The following is a 21485-nucleotide window of genomic DNA, read 5'->3' as shown; positions in this document are numbered from 1 at the left end:
TAATTTTTCAGATAAAAAAGCGCAAATATCCGGTCAAACACATCCGTTTATCCGATCAGTTGGCCGATGCTTCAGGCTTTTTCGCTGTCCAGCACCGTGGTCGAATGCGCATCGTAGCGGTCGCCTGCCGCCGCGCCGGCCGGCACCGCCTGCTCCAGCCGCGCCAGGTCGGACGGCGACAGCTGCACCCTGGTCGAGGCCAGCGCCTCCTCCAGCCGCACGCGGGTGCGGGCGCCGACCAGCGGCACGATGTCCTGGCCCTGCGCCGCCACCCAGGCGATCGCCACCTGCGCCACCGACACGCCCAGCTCGCCGGCGATGGCACGCAGCTTCTCCACCAGCGCCAGGTTGCGGTCCAGGTTCTCGCCCTGGAAGCGCGGGCTGGCGCGGCCGCGGAAGTCGGCCTCGCCTTCGCGCTGCTTGCTCCAGTGGCCGCTGATCAGGCCGCGCGACAGCACGCCGTAGGCGGTGACGCCGATGCCCAGCTCGCGGCAGGTTTGCAGGATGCCGTTCTCGATGCCGCGCGAGATCATCGAATACTCGATCTGCAGGTCGGCAATCGGGTGCACGGCGTGGGCGCGGCGCAGGGTTTCGCTGCCGACCTCGGACAGGCCGATGTGCCGGACCTTGCCGGCCTGGACCAGCTCGGCGATGGCGCCGACGGTGTCCTCGATCGGCACGTTCGGATCCAGGCGGGCCGGGCGGTAGATGTCGATGTGCTCGACGCCCAGGCGCTGGAGCGAATACGCGGCGAAGTTCTTCACCGCCACCGGCCGGGTGTCGATGCCGACCCAGTTGCCGGCCGGGTCGCGCAGCGCGCCGAACTTGACGCTGATCTGCACCTGGTCGCGGCCGCCGGCGGCCAGCGCCTCGGCCAGCAGCATTTCGTTGTGGCCCATGCCGTAGAAATCGCCGGTGTCGAGCAGGGTGACGCCGGCCTCCATGGCGGCGCGGATGGTGGCCAGGCTTTCCTTGCGGTCGGCGGGGCCGTACAGGTCGGACATGCCCATCAGGCCCAGGCCCAGTTGAGCGACTTGCGGGCCGGTGTGGCCAAGTTTGCGGGTTTGCATTTTGAATCTCCAAGGTGGTTAGCGAGTGGATTCATTATGCTATTATCGATTGCGGCAATAAATACAGTAAATCCTATTACTTTATTCGAACACAGATAACAATCATGGACCAATTCAAGGCCATGCAGATCTTCAAGGCGGTGGCCGACTGCAAAAGTTTTACGCAGGCGGCCGAACAGCTGGACCTGCCCAAGCCCACCGTCACCAACGCCGTGCAGGCCATCGAACAGCAGCTGGGCGTGCGCCTGCTCCAGCGCACCACGCGCAAGGTCAGCCTGACGGCCGAAGGCGCGCAATACCTGGAGCGCTGCACCGCCCTGCTCAACGACCTGGACAACCTCAACGGCCTGTTCGCCGGCGAGGGCCGGCTGCTGCGCGGCGCGGTGCGGGTCGACCTGCTGGAGCGGCTGGCCCACCTGTACGTGATCCCGGCGCTGCCCGCCTTCTTCCAGCGCCACCCGCACATCCAGGTGCGGCTGGGCTCGAACGACCGCTTTGTCGACCTGGTCGGCGAGGGCATCGACTGCGCGGTGCGCGGCGGCACGCTGCGCGATTCCACGCTGGTGGCGCGGCGCATCGACTCGATGGAGCAGATCAATGTCGCCGCGCCCGCCTACCTGGAACGCCACGGCCGGCCGCAGACGCTGGACGACTTGCGGCACCACACGGCGGTCAACTTCTTCTCCAGCCAGAGCGGGCGCGACCTCGACTGGGAATACGTCGACGCCGACGGCATCGAGCGCACCCAGGCCATGCGCAGCCAGGTCTCGGTCAGCGGCACCGAGGCCTACCTGGCCGCCTGCCTGGCCGGACTGGGCCTGATCCAGATGCCCCGCCAGAGCCTGCTGCCGCTGCTGGCCGCAGGCCAACTGGAGGAAATCCTGCCGCAATGGCGGCCCGCGCCGCTGCCCTTGAACATCGTTTACGCGCATAATCGTCACCTGTCGCCGAGGGTGCGGGTGTTTGTCGACTGGCTTGCTAGTGTTCTTGAGCAACAAACTGTGTCAGAATGAGGCATTCCTTCTTTACAATCCCTTTCCACATGAAATACCTACTGTCGATGGCGCTGCTGGCGTCAGGCGCCGGCCACGCCCACGCCGCCGCGCCCAAGGCCGGCAAACCGGTCGAGGCCGCGGTTGCCCGCATCGACGGCGAGCGCCTGCTGGAGCACATCACCATGCTGGCCTCCGACGAGTTCGAAGGCCGGGCGCCGGGCACGCACGGCGAAACCGTCACCATCGACTACCTGCAGCAGCAGTTCAAGAAGCTGGGCCTGGAGCCGGGCAACCCGGACGGCACGTATCTGCAGGCGGTGCCGCTGGTGGCCATTTCCAGCCATCCCACGCTGAGCTACGTCAAGGACGGTCAGAGCAAGCAGCTGACCTTTGGCGACGACTACGTCGCCTGGACCGCGCGCACCGAGAAAAAAATCGAGGTCGCCAACTCCGAGCTGGTGTTTGTCGGCTACGGCGTGCAGGCGCCGGAATTCCAGTGGGACGACTACAAGGGTGCCGACCTCAAGGGCAAGACCCTGGTCATGCTGATCAACGACCCGCCGCTGCCGGACCCCAAGCATCCCAAGCTGCTGGACCCGGCCATGTTCGGCGGCAACGCGATCACCCGCTACGGCCGCTGGAACTACAAATTCGAGATGGCGGCCAAGATGGGCGCGGCCGCCGCGCTGATCGTGCACGAGACCCGCCAGGCCACCTACCCGTACGAGGTGGTGCGCAACAGCTGGGGGCGCGAGAATTTCGCCCTGAAGAGCAAGACGCCGGACCCGGCCTTCCCGGCCATTCCCGGCTGGCTGCAGGGCGACCGCGCGCGCGAGCTGTTCAAGGCCGGCGGCCAGGACTTCGACGCGCTCAAGCAGCAGGCCCTGTCGCGCAGCTTCAGGCCGGTGCCGCTGGGCGTCAAGCTCAACGTCACCGCGCTCAACGCCTGGCGCGAAGTCGGCTCGCACAACGTGGTGGCCAAGCTGCCCGGCTCCGATCCGCTGTTGAAGAATGAAGTGATCGTCTACACCGCGCACTGGGACCATTTCGGCATCGACGAGAGTTTGCCGGGTCCGCGCACCCAGCAGATCTTCCACGGCGCCCTGGACAACGCCGCCGGCGTCGCCGCGCTGCTGGAAATCGCCCGCGCCTACAAGGCGCTGCCGGTGGCGCCCAAGCGCACCATCGTGTTCGTGCTGACCACGGCCGAGGAACGCGGCCTGCTGGGCGCGCAATACTACGCGCGCAATCCGCTGTACCCGCTGAACAAGACGCTGCTGAACATCAACGTGAACGGCTTGAACATGTGGGGCCGCACCCGCGATGTCGAGCTGAGCGGCATGGGCAAGTCCAGCGCCGACGACCTGGTCGCCGCGATCGCGCGCAGCCAGGGCCGCAGCGTGCGGCCGGACAGCAACGCCGACTACGGCAGCTTCTACCGCGGCGACCAGTTCGAGTTCGCCCGGGGCGGCGTGCCGGTGGTATACCTGCGCAGCAGTTCCAACTTCGTCGGCAAGAGCGCCGGCTACGGCCGCGAAAAGCTGCTGAACTACAGCGCCCACCAGTACCACACCGTCAACGACACGGTGCAAGCCAAATGGGAAACCAGCGGCGCGGTGGAAGACATCGAACTGCTGTTCAAAGCCGGCTACCAGGCCGCCCAGGGCAAGGACCGCCCGCAGTGGCAAGACAACGCCGAATTCAAACGCTAACCCCGGTGGGGTCAAGTCTGACATTCGGACACGACCTCTGCCGTACCTGAAAAGATCAGTCCGGACTGCGGCGAGTTCTGCGTTTTATCAGCGCCGCGCCACGGCACAGCGACTACATTGCGGAGATGGTCCGCCCACTCCGACTCGAATTCCCCGGTGCGCTGTATCACGTCACTTGCCGCGGCAACCGACGTGAGGCGATCTTTCGCGATCGCGCGGACCGCCTGGCCTGGCTGGAGGAAATCGAACGCGTGTGCCGCCGTTTTCATTTCGTGATCCACGCGTATTGCCAGATGACGAACCACTACCACGTGCTCATCGAAACGCCCGAAGGCAATCTCGGACAAGGCATGCGCCAATTGAACAGCGCGTACTCGCAATACTACAATCGCCGCCACGAATTGGCCGGGCACGTGATGCAGGGCCGGTATCACGCCATCCTGGTGCAGAAGGAGGGCTACCTGCGCGAACTGGCGCGCTATATCGTCTTGAATCCCGTGCGGGCCAGTGAAGTGGAAGCGCCCGGCGACTGGGAGTGGAGCAGCTACCGCGCCATGATGGGCGAGGCGCCGGCAGCGGCCTGGCTGGCGACGGGCTGGCTGCTGGCCTGCTTCGGCCAAGACCCGATCGCGGCCGGGCAAGCCTATCACCGGTTTGTCATGGCAGGCAGGCATGCGGACAGCCCGCTGAAGAAAGTGAGTTTCCGTTGCATGCTGGGCGACGCCGTCTTCATTGCCCGGCACAGGGAATCCGCGACGCAATCAAGGTCGGCGGAGATCGCGCGGGTGCAAAGACGCGCGCTTGCCTTGTCGCTGGAAGAGTATGCCTCGACATTCGCGCCGCGCGAAGTCGCGATGGCAGAGGCCTATCGGTCCACCGCGTTTTCGATGGGGCAAATCGCCGCGCATTTCGGCGTCTCGGTTAAAACGGTCAGCCGCGCTGTCGCCGCGTCGGAACTCGGCAAGGATCGGCACGACGGATGAGGTCGTGTCCGAATGTCAGACTTGACCCCCGAGTTTTTGCAGCTGGGCCAGGTTGCGCTGTTGTTGGGCGTCGGCGCCGGCGGTGGCGATGTCGGCGCGCAGGCCCAGGCGGGCCGCTTCGATGCGGACGCTGTCCTGCGGTGCCAGTTCCAGCAGGCTCATCAGGTAGGTGACGCCCCATTGCAGGCGCGTCGCCGGACCCACGGCTGCTTGCCAGGCCTTGCCGTACCAGTCCAGCACGGCCGCCGTGTCGCCGCGCCGCTTGGCACTGGAGGCCAGGCTCAGCATGAAGTAGTACGGGGCGTGCGATCGCGGCAGTTCGGCCAGCAGCACCTGCTCGGCCTGCGGCGCCAGGCCGGCGTCGTTCAGGGCGCTGACCGCTGTGTTGACCAGCGTGTGGCGCTCGTACGGATCGCTGGACTCGGCCAGCGCCGCTTCCACCCGCAGGCGCACCTGCTCCTGCAAGCCTTGCGTCGGCGCCAGCAGGCGGCCCAGGCGCATTTGCAGGCGCACCGCCGTCAGCCGGTCCGGCGCGCTGAGCCAGAAATCGTCGGCCCATTGCGCGGCGGTGGCGCCCAGCGCCGCCACCAGTTCCTCGCGCCGCGTGGCGAACTTGATCAGGGGGATGGCGCTGTTGCCGAGGAGGTCCATGTTGGCGCGCGCCAGCCGCGCGTCGGCAAACACCTTCAGCAGCAAGGCGGCGTTGGCCGCCGCGTCGACATCCTTGCCGGCCATGGCCAGCTGCGCGTGCAGTTGCAGGCGCACGCCGGCGTCGGCGTCGTCGCAGGCGCGCACCAGCGCCAGCAGCGTCGGCGCCAGCGCACGCGCGCCCAGCAGGCGGCCTTCGTCGGTGTCCCAGGAATAATGGCTCAGCAGCGACCATTCGCCGGCGCTGAGCTTGCGCTCGCCCGACAAGGCCGCCGCCAGCGCGGCCGGGGCCGACGATCCGGCCGCATGCACGGCCAGCGCCACGTCGAACGCGGCCGTGAACAATTCGCCGTCCAGCTCGCACGGCAGGCGCGTGATTTCGCTGCCGTCCGGCGCGTACAGCACCAGCGTCGGATAGCTGCGCAGGCCGTACCGCGCGGCCTGCGCCTGCGCGCCCGCGCTGTCGCCGTCGAGGTGGAAACAGAGCACCGCCGATGCGCGCTGGACGAACTCGTCACGCGCGAAAATTTCGGATCTGACCCGGTTGCAGGGCGGGCACCAGGCCGCGCCCCAGTACAGGAACAGCGGCCGTTGCTGCGCCGCCGCCAGGGCGAAAGCGGCGTCAAGGCCGCCGTGCTGCCACGCGATCGCAGCCATGCCGCTTACGACTCGCGCGCCAGGGCCAGGAATTCGGTGCGCATCGCCAGGTTGGGCTGCAATTCGCCCAGCATGGCCGAGGTGACGGTTTCCTCGCCCGGCGTGCGGATGCCGCGGCTTTCCATGCACAGGTGGCGGCACTTGACGACCACACCGACCGCCTTCGGTTCCAGCACTTCCATCAGCGCGTTGGCGATCTGCATGGTCATGCGTTCCTGCACCTGCAGGCGCTTGGCGAAGCAGTCCACCAAGCGGGTCAGCTTGGACAGGCCGACGATCTTGCCGTTCGGGACGTAGCCGACCGTGGCCTTGCCGAAGAACGGCGCCAGGTGGTGCTCGCAGTGGCTGTAGACCGGGATGCCGCGCACCACGATCAGTTCGTTGTACTGCTCGGCGCCGTCCTCAAACGCCTTGAGCAGCTCGACCGGGTCCTGGCCGTAGCCGGAGGTCCAGTGTTTCCATGCCTTGCTGACGCGCGCCGGCGTCTCCACCAGGCCCGGACGGTCGGGATCTTCACCGAAGCTGGCGAGCAGACGACGCCAGTCGCCTTCCGAGAATTCTTTTTGAGACATGATGCAACACCTTTTTTTTACGATTGCCGACAGTATATAGAAATCCGCGGCAACCCACCCGCTATGGCTTAGCCCGCGGCCGGTGGGCCTTCAGCAGCTCGGCGGCGATCGACACGGTGGCCGTCATGTCCGGCCACTCGCTGTCGTCCGGCCCGAACCAGCGGGCGTGGGCGATCTCGCTGGGGTCGACGCGGATTTCGCCGTCCAGGTACTCGGCCGTGTAGGCGATCATCAGCGAGTGCGGGAACGGCCACGACTGGCTGCCGAAGTATTGCAGCTTGTGCACCCGCAGCCCGACCTCCTCGTACACCTCGCGGTGCACCGCCTCCTCGACCGATTCGCCGGCCTCCAGGAAGCCGGCCAGCGCCGTGTAGCGCTTGTACGGCGCGTTGGCGTGCATGGCCAGCAGCACCTGTTCGCCCTTGCGCACCAACACCATCATGGCCGGCGAGATGCGCGGATAGGCGCTCATGCCGCAGGCCGGGCACTGGTAGCAGCGCTCGCCCTCCAGCTGCCGCATCGGCGTGGCGCAGGCGCCGCAGTAGCGATGGGTGCGCGCCCAGTCGGCCAGCTGGAAGGCGCGGCCGGCCAGCGCCACGAAGCCGTCGTCGACCAGGCCGAACAGCGAGCGCAAACCGTGATAGCCATATTCCGGCCCCGGTAGATCCGGCTGATCGACCCACGCCAGCTGATAGTAACGGCCCTCCCACTGGCCCAGCGCATGGAAGCGCTCCGGCGGCAGATCCAGCGCCGCCAGCGCCTGCCGGTCCGGCAACTCCATGATTTCGTTGCGCAAAAGCAACTCTCCACGGTGGAACACAAATGTGAGCGGATGGTCATGCGCGGCGGGACGTATCAGCGGCGTAAATGTGGCGGGCGTGAGCAACATGGCGGGGAGACTCGGCGTTCATGGCAAAACATGATCTTACAGTGTTTCCTAAATGATTATTTTTGACGGTGAGAATTGATGACAATTCAATGACGGCAAATGCGCTAAGTCATTGTTTCCAGACCAAGATTTAAACTACTTTTGGGTCTTTCCTCTCCGCATCACTTCGATTGGCGGTACTATATATTTCCGTAAGGAGATTACTTAACATGCCATCACTCGTACCTGGTTTAACGACCGACCAAATCGCCAGCCTTCGCACCGATCAGATCGCTACTCTGACGACCGCGGACGTTATTTTGCTCAGCACCTTGCAGATGACTGCATTGAGCACCGAGCAGCTCGGCGCCTTGGGGACCAGCCAGTTACGGGCCTTGTCCACGCAAAACCTGCAAACGCTGACCACGGCGCAGCTGGGTTACGGACTCACCACCAAACAGATCGCGGCGCTGACCACCGGCCAGTTCGTCAGCCTGAGCACCAACCAGCTGGTCAACGGCCTCACCACCGACCAGTTCGCCGCATTGGCGACCGCGCAGCTGGCCGCGCTGGGGACGCAGCAGCTGTCCATCGTCGGTACCGGCGACATCGCCGCGCTGCGCAGCGCGCAGCTGGTGGCGCTGAGCACGGCGCAGGTGCGCGCCTTGAACACCGACCAGATCGTCGCGCTGAGCAGCAGCCAGGCCGGCGCGCTGCAGACCCGCCAGATCGCCGCGCTGAGCAGCAACCAGCTGGCCAGCATCGATACCGACGACATCGCCGTGCTGGGCACGCAGCAATTGCTGGCGCTGGGCACCGGCCTGCTGGGCGCGCTGACCACGGCGCAGATGGCCGCGCTGCGCACCGCGCAAAGCAGCAGCCTGTCGACCCAGCAAATCAGCGCCCTGGGCAGCGACCAGCTGGCCGCGCTCGGCACCGGCGGCTTCGCCGCGCTGAAGACCGCGCAGATCGCCGCCCTGACCACCAAACAGTTCACCGCCCTCAGCACCGACCAGATCGTCGCATTGACCACCGCGCAGACCGCCGCGCTGACCACCTTGCAGCTGGGCCAGATGTCCAGCGCCCAGCTGGCCGCGATGGAAACCCAGGACTTCGCCGCGCTCAAGAGCCAGCAGCTGAACGCGCTGAGCACGGCCACCACCGCCGTCCTCAGCACCGACCAGATCGCCGCGTTGACCACGGCCCAGGTCGCGGCAATGCGCAGCGGCCAGCTGCGCGGCCTGTCCACCGACCAGATCGTCGCGCTGACCACGGCCCAGGTGGCCGCGCTGGGCACGGCGCAACTCATCGTATTGACTTCCGACCAGGTGGCCGCGCTTGAAACGCGCGACCTGGCCGCGCTGAAGACGGCCCAGGTGGCCGCCTTCACCACCGCCCAGATCAACGCGCTGGGCACGGCCCAGGTGGCCGGCCTGAGCACCGCGCAAGCGGCCGGCCTGGCCACGCAACAGCTGGCGGCGCTGGCCACCGCCCTGCTGGCCGCGATGGAGACGCAGGACCTGGCGGCGCTGCGCACCGTGCAGATCGCCGCCCTGTCGAGCAACGGCGTGGCCGCGCTCGGCACCGACCAGATCGCCGCCCTGGGCTCGCTGCAGGTCGGCGCGCTGAAAACCGCGCAACTGGCCGCGCTGGGCACCGACCAGATCGCCGTATTGAACACCGCCCAGGTCGCCGGCCTGAGCTCGCAGCAGGTGGCCGCGCTGTCGACCACGCAGCTGACCGCGCTGAGCACCGCCAACCTGGCCGCGCTGAAAACCCAGCAGCTGGCCGCCATGGGCACCAGCCTGATCGCCGCGCTCAGCACCGACCAGATCGTCGCGCTGAAGACCGCGCAGGCCAACGCCCTCAGTTCGCTGCAACTGTCGGCGCTGTCCAGCGACCAGTTGACCGCGATGAGCACGCAAGACCTGGCCGCGCTGCGCACCGCGCAGCTGGCCGGCCTGAGCACCGGCAACGTCCACAGCCTGACCACCGACCAGGTCGCCGCGCTGAGCACCGCGCAGGTGGCCGCGCTGAGCACGCAGCAACTGAACGCCCTCGACACCGACCAGATCGTCAGCCTGACCACGGCCCAGGCCACCTCGCTGACCACGCGCCAGCTTGCCGCGCTGGGCAGCACCCAGCTGGCCGCGCTGGAAACGCGCGACCTGGCCGCGCTGAGGACGGTGCAGCTGGCCGCGCTGGGCAGCGCCCAGTTCGGCGCGCTGACCACGGCCCAGATCGTCGGCCTGACGTCGCAGCAGGTGGCCTCGCTGGCCACCCAGCTGATCGCCGTGCTGAGCAGCGACCAGATCGCCGCGATGGAAACCCAGGACCTGGTGGCGCTGAAATCGCAGCAGGCCGCCGCGCTGAGCAGCAACGCCGTCGCCGCCCTGACCACCGCGCAGTTCGCCGCGCTGGCCAGCGTCCAGCTGAGCAACTTCACCACCGCCCAGGTCGCCGCGCTGACCACCGACCAGATCATCGCGCTGACCACCCAGCAGGCCGCCGCGCTGAGCACGCGTGAAATCGCCGCCCTGTCGACCGCGCAGCTGAACGCCATGGAAACGGCCGACTTCGCCGCGCTGAAGACCGCGCAGATCGTCGCCCTGACCTCGACCCAGGTGGCCGCGCTGAGCACCGACCTGATCGTCGCCCTCGGCACCGCGCAGGCGGGCGCGCTGACGCCGTCCCAGCTCAACGCGCTGAGCTCCGACCAGCTCAACGCGATGGAAACCCAGGACTTCGCCGCGCTGCAGACCAGCCAGCTGCTGGGTCTGGGCACCCAGGCGATCGCCGCGCTGACCCTCGGCCAGGTGGCCGCGCTGAAGACCACGCAGATCGTGCAGCTGACGTCCGACCAGATCCACGTGCTCAACTCCGCCCAGCTGGGCGCGCTGAACACCGCGCAGGTGAACGCCTTCACCACCGCCCAGATCGGCTACCTGCTGACCGCGCAGGTGGCGGCGCTGACCACCGCCGACTGGGCCTCGCTGAAATCGTCGCAGCTCAACGCGCTGAGCTCGAACCAGCTGGCCGCCGTCACCACCGACCAGATCGTCGCGCTGAGCACGCTGCAAGCGGGCGCGCTGGCGACCCAGCAGATCGCGCTGCTGTCGACCGACCAGATGGTCGCGCTGGAAACGGCCGACCTGGCCGCCCTGAAAACCCAGCAGATCGTGGCCCTGGTCACGTCCGACGTGGCCGCCATCACCACCGCCCAGCTGCAGGCGATGAAGACCCAGCAGCTGGCCGCGCTGACCAGCAGACAGCTGGCCGCGCTGAGCACCGACCAGATCGCCGCACTGAGCACCGCCCAGGCCAGCAATCTGGGCAGCCAACAGATCGCCACGCTGTCGAGCGACCAGTTGCTGGCCATCGTCACCGACGACCTGGCCGCGCTGAAGACCGCGCAGCTGGCGGCGCTGGGCACGGCCCAGGTCGACCTGCTGGGCACCGACCAGATCGTCGCGCTGACCACCGCGCAGTTCGCCAGCCTGAGCACGCGCCAGCTGCTGTCGCTGACCAGCACGCAGATGGTCGCGATCGAGACGCGCGACCTGGCCGCGCTGCGCACCGCGCAGATCGCCGGCCTGAGCAGCGACAACCTGAACGCGCTGACCGGCGCCCAGCTGCAGGCGCTGAGCACGGCCCAGCTGACCGCGCTGGGCAGCGGCCAGTTGCTGGCGCTCGCCACCGCGCAGATCGCCGGCCTGAGCACCGCGCAGGTGATCGGCCTGGCCACCGCCCAGGTCGGCCTGCTGAGCAGCGAGCAACTGGTGGCGCTGGGCACGCAGGCGCTGTCGCTGATGCGGACCGCGCAAATCGCCGCCCTCAAGACCGCGCAGATCGCCGCCCTCAACAGCGACCAGCTGGTCGCCCTGAGCACCGCCCAGGTCAGCAACCTGACCACGCAGCAAATCGCCGTCCTCGGCAGCGACCAGCTGAACGCGCTGGAAAGCCAGGACTTCGCCGCGCTCAGGACCGCGCAGTTCGCCGCCCTGAACACCGACGTCATCGCCAGCCTGAGCACCGCGCAGGCGGCCGCGCTGACCACCCTCCAGGTCGCCAGCCTGAGCACGCGCCAGCTGGCCGCGCTGGGCACGGCGCAGCTGCAGGTGTTCTCCACCGGCGACATCGTGGCGCTGCGCAGCGCGCAAATGCCGGGCCTGACCACCGACCAGCTCGACGCGCTGAGCAGCGACCAGTTCCGCGCGCTGAGCATCGCGCAGATGGCCGCCCTGAGCAGCGCCCAGTTCCAGTCGCTGAACACCGCGCAGATCGTCGCGCTGAGCACCCTGCAGGCCGCCAACCTCGGCACCGCCCAGGTGCGCGCGCTCAGCGCCAGCCAGCTGGCGGCGCTGGAAACGCAGGACCTGGCCGCCTTCAAGACCCAGCAGGTGGCGGCCTTGAGCACCGACCAGTTCGTCCTGCTCAGCAGCGACCAGATCGCCGGCCTGAGCGCCGCGCAAGTGGCCGGCCTGACCTCGCAGCAACTGATGGCGCTGACCACCGACCAGGTGGACGCGCTGGAAACCCAGGACCTGGCCGCGCTGCGCACCGCGCAGCTGCAATCGCTGAGCACCGACCAGCTCGACGCCCTCGGCACCGACCAGCTGCGGGCGCTCACGCCGGCCCAGCTGGCCTCGCTGAGCAGCGCCCAGTTCCAGGGCCTGCGCACCGCGCAGGTCGGCGCGCTGACCACCCTGCAGGTGGCGGCGCTGGCCACCGGCCAGGTCGCCAGCCTGACGGCCGGCCAGCTGGCCGCGCTCAACACCGACGAGATCGTCGCGCTCAAGACCGTGCAGATCGGCGCCCTGCGCACCGCCCAGGTCGCGCTGCTGAGCACCGACCAGATCATGGCGATGACCAGCAACCAGGTCGGCGCGATGTCGACCGCCCAGCTGTCCTCGCTGTCCTCGGACCAGGTGATGGCGCTCAGCACGGCCGACTTCGCCGCATTGAGCGCCGCCCAGCTGGGCGCGCTGGGCATGCTGAACAACCTGACCACCGACCAGATCCAGGCGCTCACCCCGGCCCAGATCGCCGGCCTGAGCACCGACCAGGTCGCGGCGCTGGGCACCAACCAGATCGTCGCCCTGACCACCCGCCAGATCGGCAGCCTGAGCACCGCCGGCGTCGGCGTGCTGAGCAGCGACCAGCTGCGCGCGCTGGAACTGGAAGACCTGGCCGCGATGAAGACGGCGCAGCTGGCGGCCCTCAACACCCTGCAGCTCAGCCAGCTGACCACCGACCAGGTGCAGGCGCTGACCACGGCGCAGGCGGCCAGCCTGTCCACCGCCCAGGTGGCGGCGCTGACCACCGGCCAGGTGGCCGCGCTGAGCACCGACGAGATCGTGGCGCTGAAGACCGCGCAGATCGCCGCCCTGGGCAGCGACCAGATCGCCGCCCTCGGTGTCGACCAGGTGCAAAGCCTGGGCGCCACCCAGCTCAACGCGCTGGGCAGCGCGCAGATCCAGTCGCTGGGCTCGGACCAGATCATCGAGCTGACCACGCAGCAATACCTGGCGCTGGGCACGGCGCAAGTGGCCGCGCTGTCCACCCAGCAGCTGAGCGTGATCGAGGTCGAGGACCTGGCCGCGCTGAAGACCGCGCAGATCGCCGTGCTGGGCACCAGCCAGATCCAGGCGCTGGCGGTCGACCGCATCGCCGCGCTGACCACCGCGCAGGCCCAGGCGCTGAGCAGCAACCAGCTGCTGGCGCTGACCTCGGCGCAGGTGCAGGCGCTGGGCAGCGACGACCTGAACGCGCTGAAGGCCGCGCAGATCGCCGCCCTCGGCAGCGACCAGCTCAACGTGCTGATCGCCGACCAGCTGCAAAACCTGGCCTCGGCGCAGCTGAACGCGCTGACCACGGCGCAGTTCCGCGCGCTCGGCAGCGACCAGATCATCACGCTGAGCACGCAGCAATACACGCAGCTGGGCACCGCGCAGCTGGCCGCGCTCGGCTCCGACCAGCTGGTCGCGATTGAACTGGAAGACCTGTCCGCCCTGCTGAGCAACCAGATCCTGGCGCTGGGCACGCTGCAGATCGCGCAGCTGGACCTGGCCCATGTCGGCGTGCTGACCACCGTCCAGGCCGCCGCGCTGAGCAGCAACCAGCTGCTGGCGCTGTCGACCGACCAGTTGCAGGCGCTCGGCACCGACGAGCTGCAGGCGCTCCGGACCGCGCAGGTGCAGGCGCTGAGCACCAACCAGCTGATCTCGCTGACGATGGACCAGCTGCAAAACCTGACCACGGCGCAGATGGACGCGCTCACCTCGGCCCAGGCCGCCGCGCTGACCACCGACCAGATCGCCGCGCTGACCACGCTGCAGGTGGACAACCTGGCGACCCGCCAGTTGAACGCGCTGAGCAGCAACCAGATCGCCGCCATCAGCACCGACAACTTCGCCACGCTGTCGAGCACGCAGATCGGCGCGCTCAACGCCGCCCAGTTCGGCGCCATCACGACCGACCAGATGGCCGGCCTGAGCAGCATGCAGGTGGCCGCGCTGACCACCGCCCAGGTGGCCGCCCTCAGCAGCGACCAGCTGGACGCGCTGGAAACGGCCGACTTCGTCGCGCTCAAATCCGCGCAGATCGCCGCCATCGGCAGCGCCAACATCGGCGCGCTGACCACCGACCTGGTCAGCGTGATGGGCACGGCCCAGATCGCCGGCCTGGGCAGCGACCAGATCGCCGCCCTGGGCACCGACCACATCACCGTGCTGGGCACCGCCCAGGTCGCCACGCTGAGCACGCTGCAGGTCAGCGCGCTCGGCACCGCCCAGATCGCCGCGCTCAGCACCCTGGACTTCGTGGCGCTGCGCAGCAACCAGCTGGCCGCCTTCAGCCCGGCGCAGTTCGCCGCGCTCACCAGCGACCAGCTCAACGCGCTGTCGACCAGCGCCTTCCTCGGCCTGACCACGCAGGAGCTCAGCGCGCTGACGGCGGCGCAGTTCGGCCAGCTGAGCACGGCGCAGGTCGCCGCGCTGACCTCGGTGCAGGCGCCGGCGCTGAGCACCGACCAGCTGGTCGCGCTCGACACCGACCAGTTCGCCGCGCTGGGCACCAGCGCCCTCAGCCACCTGCTGGCCGCCCAGTTCGGCGCGCTGACGACCGACCAGATCGTCGCGCTGCGCACCGCGCAAGTGCGCGCGCTGGGCAGCGTGCAGCTGACCGCGCTCACCAGCGACCAGGTCGCCGCGCTGGAAACGGCCGACCTGGCCGCCCTGAGCACCGCCCAGGTGGGCACGCTGGGCAGCGACCAGCTGCAGGCGCTGCTGACCGACCAGTTCGCCACCTTGAGCACCGCGCAGGTGGCGGCGCTCACCACCGACCAGGTCGCCAGCGGCCTGAGCACCGGCCAGATCGCCGCCCTGAGCACCGCGCAGGCCACCTCGCTGGCCACGCGCCAGGTGGCCGCGCTCACCACCGACCAGATCGTCGCGCTGGAAACGGCCGACCTGTCGTCGTTCACCACGCGCCAGATGGTGGCGCTGGGCAGCGACCAGATCGCCGCGCTGGGCAGCGACCAGCTCAACGCGCTGACCACGGCCGAGCTGACCGCGCTCACCACCAGCCAGATCAACCACGGCCTGGGCACCGCCCAGCTGGCCGCGCTCGACAGCGCCCACATCACGGCGCTGGGCACGGCGCAGCTGGCGTACGGCCTGGCCAGCGACAGCATCGCCGCCCTGACCACCGACCAGATCGTCGCGCTGCGCACCGCGCAGACCGTCGCGCTCGGCACCGGCCAGGTGCAGGCGCTGACCACCGACCAGATCGTCGCGCTGAGCACCGCGCAGACGTCCACCCTGAGCACGCAGCAGGTGGCGGCGCTCACCACCGACCAGATCGTCGCGCTGGAGACGGCCGACCTGTCGTCGTTCGCCACGCGCCAGCTGGTGGCGCTGGGCAGCGACCAGATCGCCGCGCTGGGCAGCGACCAGCTCAACGCGCTGACCACCGCCGGGCTGACGGCGCTGACCACCAGCCAGATCAGCCACGGCCTGGGCACCGCCCAGCTGGTCGCGCTGGACAGCGCCCACATCGCGGCGCTGGGCACGGCGCAGCTGGCCTACGGCCTGGCCAGCGACAGCATCGCCGCCCTCGGCACCGACCAGATCGTCGCGCTGCGCACCGCGCAGACGGTCGCCCTCGGCACCGGCCAGGTGCAGGCGCTGACCACCGACCAGATCGTCGCGCTGAGCACCGCGCAGGCGTCCACCCTGAGCACGCAGCAGGTGGCGTCGCTCACCACCGACCAGATTGTCGCGCTGGAAACGGCCGACCTGGCCGCGCTGGCCACGCGCCAGATCGCCGCGCTCAACTCGGACCAGATCGGCCAGCTGGGCTCGGCCCAGCTCAACGCGCTGACCTTGCCGCAACTGGCCGCCTTCGGCACCAGCCAGCTGGCCAACGGCCTGCAGAGCAGCCAGGTGGCGGTGCTGGACACCGACCACATCGCCGCGCTGAGCACCGCGCAGGTCGCCTACGGCCTGACCATCAACAACCTGCTGGCCCTGACCAGCGACCAGGTGCGCGCGCTCAAGACCGCGCAGATCGCCGCGCTGACCACGGCCCAGGCCAGCAGCCTCTCCACCGACCAGATCGTCGCGCTGGCGACGGCGCAAATCACCGGCTTCTCGGTGGCGCAGATGCCGACGCTGAGCGCCGACCAGCTGGCCGCGCTGAGCACCGGCCAGGTGGCCGCGCTCGACACCCAGGACCTGGCCGCGCTGAGCGCCAGCCAGTTCAGCGGCCTGTCCACCGACCAGACCGTCGCGCTGACCACGGCGCAGGTGCGCGGCTTGAAAACCGCGCAGATCGCCGCCATCGACGTGCCGCAGATTAACGTCCTCGACACCGCCCAGATCGCCGCGCTGAGCAGCGCGCAGGCGGCCGCGCTGAGCCTCAACGCCATCGTCGCGCTGTCGACCGACCAGATCGGCGCCTTGCAGACGGCCGACGTGGCCGCGCTGAGCACCTTGCAGATCACCAGCCTGGACGTCAGCCAGCTGCCCGGCCTGAACACCGCGCAGATCCAAGCGCTGACCAGCCTGCAGCTGGGCGCGATGACGGCCGACCAGATGTTCGCGCTGAGCACCAGCCAGATCGCCGCGCTGCGCACCGCGCAGATCGGCTACCTGAGCGCCACCGAGCTGGCCGCGCTGGCGGACACGCAGATCCAGGCGCTGACCACGGCGCAAATCGCCAGCATCAAGCTGAGCCAGATCACCGCGCTGACGGTGGACCAGATGGCCGCGTTCGGCACCGACCAGCTGCAGGCGGTGACCACCTCGCAGATCCAGACGCTGACCACGACCCAGCTCAACGCGCTGACCGGTCCGCAAGCCGCCGCGCTGGCCACCGTCCAGATGGCGGCGCTGAAGAACGCCCAGATCGCCGCGCTGACGGTGGACCAGCTCAACGCCTTCACCACCACCCAGCTGGACGCCTGGAGCACCAGCCAGCTCGGTTCGCTGACGGCGACGCAGATCGGCTACCTGTCGACCGCGCAGATCGCCGGCCTGACCACGACGCAGGTGGCCGGCCTGAAAACCAGCCAGCTGATCGTCTTCACCACCGACCAGATCGCCGCTCTCACCGCGGTCCAGGTGCCGGCGCTGACCACGGCCGGGCTGGCCGCGCTGAGCGTGACCCAGGCCAACGCCTTCACCATCGGCCAGACCGGCGCCATGTCGGTCACCCAGACCATGGCGCTGAACGCCGGCTCGAGCAACTACGCCACGCCGCTGGTGCTGGACCTGGACGGCAACGGCGTGAGCACGCTGTCGGCCACGGCCGGTGTCCGCTTCGACATCCGCGCCGAGGGCAAGGCGGTGCGCACCGGCTGGGTCGACGCCCACGACGGCCTGCTGGCCCTGGACCGCAACGGCGACGGCGTCATCAACGACGGCGGCGAGCTGTTCGGCAGCGCCACCAGGCTGGCAGACGGCAGCAAGGCGGCCGACGGCTACGCCGCGCTGAAGTCGCTCGACAGCAACGGCGACGGCCAGATCACCAGCGCCGACAGCGCGTTCGGCGCGCTGCGGGTGTGGGTGGACGGCAACTCCGACGGCGTCAGCCAGGCGGACGAGCTGAAGACCCTGGAGCAGCTGCACATCGCCGCCATCGACACCGGCGCCAGCCACGCGCTGACGCTGCAGAACGGCAACATGGTCGGCCTGACATCGCGCTACACCGGCACCGATGGCAGCAGCCACGCCAGCGCCGACGTCTGGTTCCTGGCGCAGAAGAGCGCGACCACGGATGCGGCAACGCTGCAACAGCAGGTAAGCGGCCTGAGCAACGCAATCGCCGCCTACGCCAGCGACGCTCCGGCGGCGCCGGCGCAGCCGGCGGCGTTGTGCAAGTCCGACACGGCCACCGTCGATAGCAACGCGCAAGCGATGGCCGACGCCCTGCAGCACTACCGCAGCCGCCAGGCCTTGCAAGGCGCGGCCGCCGCGCTGAGCAAGCCCGACGACCAGCAGCACAACAGCGGCAACTGGTTCAGCGTCCCCAACCGCTAACCCAAAACCCGTCGTTCCCGCGCAGGCGGGAACCCATGCTGAGCTGGCCGGGTGGCTCAGCATGGATTCCCGCTTCCGCGGGAATGACGGGGGCGGCGCCCATCTGTTGAGCAGGCGGCGTTTTACAGTCTTGCTCCCGAGCCAAAAGTTGCCCCTCATCCAGCGACAAAAAGGTATGATAGTGCGTACCTTTTATGGCTCATCCCATCCTACGCCGCTATGACCGCACAAGTACCTGCCGCATCCGTTCCCACCGATACTAGCCCGCTGGGCACCGTCATGGCCCTGGCCGTCAAGGGTGCGCTGTCCATCGGCGACCTGTTCGGCGCCGCCGCCGTGTTGCAGGAAAGCGGGCAGCTGCCCGCCGCCATCGCGCTGTACCGCGCCTGGATCGACCACACGGCGTCGCCGCTGATCTACGCCGCCTGCTTCAACCTGGCCGTGGTGCTGTCCAACGCCGGCGACGACAGCGGCGCGGAACAGGTGCTGCGCCGGGCCATCGCCGAGCACCCCGGCTTCGTCGAGGCGCGCCTGAACCTGGGCACGCTGCTGGAACGCACCGGCCGTCCCGACGACGCGCTGGCGATGTGGAAAACCATCCTCAGCGACGAGGTGCAGCCGGACATCAAGACCAATCCGACGCTGTACGTGCAGACCCTCAACAACCTCGGCCGCCTGCTGGAAATCCGCAAGCGCTATCCCGAGGCCGAGGCCATGCTGGCGCTGAGCCTGCGGGTTGATCCGCAGCAGGCCAACGTCATGACCCACTGGGTCCACCTGCGCCAGAAGCAGTGCGAATGGCCGGTCTACAGCGGCCTCGAACACATCTCGGTGGCCACCATGATGGACGGCACCTCGGCGCTGGCCATGCTCAGCGCCTCGGCCGATCCGGCCCAGCAGCTGGCCGCCGCGCGCCGCTTCGTCAACGAGAAGGTCAACGCCGCCGTGGCGCCGCTGACCGGCCAGCACGGCTACGGCCACAGCCGCCTGCGCATCGGCTACCTGTCGTCGGACTTCTGCTCGCACGCGGTGTCCATCCTCACCGCCGAGCTGTACGAGCTGCACGACCGCAGCAAGTTCGAGGTCTACGCCTTCAGCTGGAGCCGCGAGGACGGCTCGCCGATCCGCGCCCGCGTGGTCAAGGCCATGGACCAATACATCCGCATCGACCAGCTGAGCGACGAGCAGGCCGCGCGCACCATCCGCGCCCACGAGATCGACATCCTGGTCGACCTGCACGGCCTGACGCTGGGCGCGCGTCCGAACATCCTGGCGTTCCGCCCGGCGCCGGTGCAGCTGACCTACCTGGGCTTCCCCGGCAGCACCGGCCTGCCCGGCGTCGACTACGTGATCGCCGACGAATTCCTGATCACGCCGGACATGACCAAGGACTTCAGCGAGAAGCCGCTGTACCTGCCGGACACCTTCCAGATCAACGACCGCCAGCGCCTGATCGCGGCCAAGCCGACCCGCGCCAGCGTCAACCTGCCGGACGACGCCTTCGTCTTCGTCTCGTTCAACAACAACTTCAAGTTCACGCCCGAGCTGTTCGCGGTGTGGATGAACATCCTGCGCCGCGTGCCCGGCAGCGTGCTGTGGCTGGTGGCCGACTATCCGGAGGTGCGCGAGAACCTGTACCGCTACGCCGAGCAGGCCGGCATCGACCGCGAGCGCCTGATCTTCAACAGCCGCGCGGTGCCGGCCGAATACCTGGCGCGCTACCAGCTGGCCGACCTGTTCCTCGACACCTTCCCGTTCAACGCCGGCACCACCGCCAGCGACGCGCTGTGGGCCGGCCTGCCGCTGCTGACCTGCGCCGGCCGGACCTTCTCGTCGCGCATGGCCGGCAGCCTGCTGCGCGCGGTCGACCTGCCGCAGCTGATCACCTACAACTTCGCCGACTACGAGGAAAAGGCGGTGGCGCTGGCCAACGACCCGGCCGCCATCGCCGCCATGAAGCGCCAGCTGGTGACCAACCGCATGAGCTGCGCGCTGTTCGACAGCCCGCGCTTCGTGCGCAACCTGGAAACTGCGCTGATCAGCGTGGCCAAGCCGGCCGCGCCGCGGCTTGCCGCGCCGGCCCACGTGGTGCATCCGCAGGCGGCCGCGCAGGCAGCCGAACCGGTGCGCATCGACCAGATTCCCATCATCACCGTCTCCTACAATTCGCCGGACCTGATCGAGTCGCTGCTGCGCACGCTGCGCCAGTTCTACACCAACCGGGTCTACGTCATCGACGGCTCGAATCCCGACGTGGCGGAAAAAATCCGCGCCATCACCGAGGGCTACGACAATGTCGAATTCATCCCGTTCGGCTACAACATCCACCACGGCCCCGGCATGGCCTGGGCCATCCGTCATCTCGGCCTGTCGGGCGAGGTGCTGTTCCTCGACTCCGACGTCGAGGTGATCCAGGGCGGCTTCCTTGAATCGCTGCACAGCCATCTGCGTCCCGGCATGTACGGCGTCGGCGCCCTGCACCAGGTCAACGAGCTCGGTTACGACCGCGACGACGGCGCGGTCCGCTATCTGCATCCAGCCTGCATGCTGACCAATATCGAGGTGGTGCGCCAGTGGCCGATGCCGATCAAGCACGGCGCGCCGTGCATCGCCACCATGCTGGCGATCCACAACGCCGGCGCGCACGAGCTGATCGCCGGCATCGACTGGGTGCAGCAGGATTTCGCGCCGCGGCCGACGCAGCGCCACTACTTCAAGCACGACTGGCAGGGCACGGTCATCCGCACCGGCGGCTATCACTACGACATGCCCAGCGCGAGCAACGCGGTCAACACCTATATGCTGCAGTTCGTGCCGCTGGAATCGCGCAAGATCGTCGAGCTGCATTGCCGCGACGGCGCCTTTGCCAAGGCCTACAAGGCCCGCAACGCCGTGGTCGACTACACCGGCATCGAACTCGAGCCGGCGTTCGCGCAGGCGGCCCGCCCCCATTGCGACTTCGTGTTCAACCTCGACATCGAGCACGCCGGCTCCGAGCTGTGGGACCACGTGCGCGGCGCCGACATCTGGGTGCTCGACGAGGCGCTGGAAATGCTGGACGATCCGTGGGGCGTGCTGCAGAAAATCCGCGCCAGCATCGCGCCGGGCGGCAAGGTGGTGGCCACCATCCGCAACTTCCAGCACTGGAGCGTCCAGGCGCGCCTGAACGCCGGCGACCTGCGCTACGGCACCGCCGGGCTGGACAAATCGAGCAAGCGCATCTTCACCCGTGGCGCCATGCTGGAACTGTTCCAGCAGGCGGGCTTCCGGATCAGCGGCGGCGGCGCCCGCATCCTCGACGAGCCGGCCCGTGAAAAATACCTGCCGGCGATCCGCGCCATGGCCGGCGCCAGCGGCATCGATCCGGTGGTCGCCGTGGAGGACGCGCTGGCGACGCAGTACATCCTCGTGGCCGTCGCGCCCTGACCCGCCATGGTTC

Annotated in this window: 9 protein-coding genes; 5 read left to right on the top strand and 4 right to left on the bottom strand. The window is 68.6% G+C overall.

What is annotated here, in order from left to right:
* Window positions 1-71 precede the first annotated feature (71 nt).
* A complete protein-coding gene (locus ACEN9O_RS10275) occupies window positions 72-1070 on the bottom strand; it encodes an aldo/keto reductase (protein ID WP_495617455.1) in 999 nt (332 codons plus the stop codon).
* 104 nt (window positions 1071-1174) lie between these two features.
* Between ACEN9O_RS10275 and ACEN9O_RS10270 the strand changes: the two genes are divergently transcribed.
* From ACEN9O_RS10270 to ACEN9O_RS10260, 3 genes are all read left to right on the top strand, one after another.
* On the top strand, window positions 1175-2083 hold the full coding sequence (locus ACEN9O_RS10270; protein ID WP_495617454.1) for a LysR family transcriptional regulator: 909 nt from the start codon (window positions 1175-1177) through the stop codon (window positions 2081-2083).
* Window positions 2084-2112: 29 nt separating this feature from the next.
* On the top strand, window positions 2113-3777 hold the full coding sequence (locus tag ACEN9O_RS10265; protein WP_495617453.1) for a M20/M25/M40 family metallo-hydrolase: 1665 nt from the start codon (window positions 2113-2115) through the stop codon (window positions 3775-3777).
* Window positions 3778-3902: 125 nt separating this feature from the next.
* Window positions 3903-4760: an REP-associated tyrosine transposase gene (locus tag ACEN9O_RS10260; RefSeq protein WP_495617452.1), complete on the top strand. Its 858-nt coding sequence runs from the start codon at window positions 3903-3905 to the stop codon at window positions 4758-4760.
* Between the two features lie 15 nt (window positions 4761-4775).
* On the opposite strand, the gene ACEN9O_RS10255 is transcribed toward ACEN9O_RS10260, so the two are convergent.
* The 3 genes from ACEN9O_RS10255 to nudC all read right to left on the bottom strand — a co-directional run bounded on the left by ACEN9O_RS10255 (window position 4776) and on the right by nudC (window position 7526).
* Window positions 4776-6065: a thioredoxin fold domain-containing protein gene (locus tag ACEN9O_RS10255; protein ID WP_495617451.1), complete on the bottom strand. Its 1290-nt coding sequence runs from the start codon at window positions 6063-6065 to the stop codon at window positions 4776-4778.
* Window positions 6066-6070: 5 nt separating this feature from the next.
* A complete protein-coding gene (gene folE, locus ACEN9O_RS10250; RefSeq protein WP_495617450.1) occupies window positions 6071-6637 on the bottom strand; it encodes a GTP cyclohydrolase I FolE in 567 nt (188 codons plus the stop codon).
* 61 nt (window positions 6638-6698) lie between these two features.
* Window positions 6699-7526 carry an NAD(+) diphosphatase gene (gene nudC, locus ACEN9O_RS10245; protein WP_495617449.1) on the bottom strand — a complete coding sequence of 276 codons (828 nt, stop codon included), beginning with the start codon at window positions 7524-7526 and terminating at the stop codon, window positions 6699-6701.
* 317 nt (window positions 7527-7843) lie between these two features.
* Here nudC and ACEN9O_RS10240 point away from each other — a divergent pair, with 317 nt between their 5' ends.
* Both ACEN9O_RS10240 and ACEN9O_RS10235 read left to right on the top strand, forming a co-directional pair.
* Window positions 7844-18046: a beta strand repeat-containing protein gene (locus tag ACEN9O_RS10240; RefSeq protein ID WP_495617448.1), complete on the top strand. Its 10203-nt coding sequence runs from the start codon at window positions 7844-7846 to the stop codon at window positions 18044-18046.
* Between the two features lie 219 nt (window positions 18047-18265).
* A complete protein-coding gene (locus ACEN9O_RS10235) occupies window positions 18266-21472 on the top strand; it encodes an O-linked N-acetylglucosamine transferase family protein (protein ID WP_495617447.1) in 3207 nt (1068 codons plus the stop codon).
* The last annotated feature ends 13 nt before the right edge of the window (window positions 21473-21485 follow it).

The sequence above is a fragment of the Duganella sp. Dugasp78 genome, from assembly GCF_059491455.1.
The sequence above is the reverse complement of the archived record's forward strand: the minus strand, read 5'-3'. Positions and strand labels throughout refer to the sequence as shown.